Source organism: Hymenobacter arcticus (assembly GCF_054779975.1).
This window is the reverse complement of the sequence record NZ_BAAGXF010000046.1, coordinates 1-872: the sequence shown is the minus strand read 5'-3', so window position 1 is coordinate 872 and position 872 is coordinate 1. Positions and strand designations below refer to the sequence as shown.

Here is an 872-nt window from a genome sequence, read left to right as displayed (position 1 = left end):
AGAGGCTATCCAAATAGGCAATTATACCAAGTGATTCGAGCGCAGGCAAAATGGAGCATGGCGAGGTAGTTTTCGGGCTTTTTGGCCCAGCGAATGAGCAAGTGCCGGAAGCGGTTAAGCCAGGAGTGGGTTCGCTCCACGACCCAGCGACGGGCTTTCTGGCCCGCTTTTTTGGCCTGGACTTCCTCCCCCCGGGGTCGGATGTGGGCTGTGTAGCCGAGGGCAACCAGCGTTTCGCGCACCTGCTTCGAATCGTAGCCTGCGTCCAAGCACAGTCCCTGCTCCCCGCCAGCCGCCCGGTGGGCGTCGCGGGCAGCTTCGGCCGCGGGTGGTACGCTGGCCAAGGTTCCCGCTACTAGCTTCACGTCATGGCGGTTAGCCCCGTCAAGCACCAGCCCCACTGGGATGCCCCGGGCTTCCGTCAAGAGGCTGCGCTTGACGCCGCCTTTGCCGCGGTCCGTGGGGTTGGGGCCGGTTTTTTTCCCCGCCCAACGGCGCTTTGTGTAGCGAACCGTCGAGGGCCATCCACGCGAAGTTGAGTCCAATCAAGTCCTCGTAGTCCTGTAAGGCCTCGTCCCAGAGACAGGCGAAAACGCCCGCTTGCACCCACTGCTGAAACCGGCTGTGGGCGGTCGAGCCCTTGCACAAACCCGTTGCATCCAAGGCTTTCCATTGACAGCCCGTGCGTAACACAAAGAAAATGCCGTTGAGTACATCCCGGTCAGCAATTCGCCGCCGATGCCGGCCTAGCGGGTGCGGCTTGGGCACATGCACCGGCAGCAACGGCTCAAGCCGAGCCCATAACGTATCGGAAATGATGAACTCTTGAGTAGTAGCCATACCCCAAATTAATCCCTATTTGGATAGCCTCT

1 protein-coding gene is annotated in these 872 nt (G+C 60.7%); it reads right to left on the bottom strand.

What is annotated here, in order from left to right:
* Positions 1–5: 5 nt before the first annotated feature.
* Positions 6–840 (bottom strand): IS5 family transposase gene (locus ACYVGC_RS24960; protein WP_460586566.1). Its coding sequence is split into 2 segments (ribosomal slippage): positions 6–488 and positions 490–840, totalling 834 coding nucleotides; the frame shifts between segments, so codons are not numbered across the junction.
* Between the last annotated feature and the right edge of the window lie 32 nt (positions 841–872).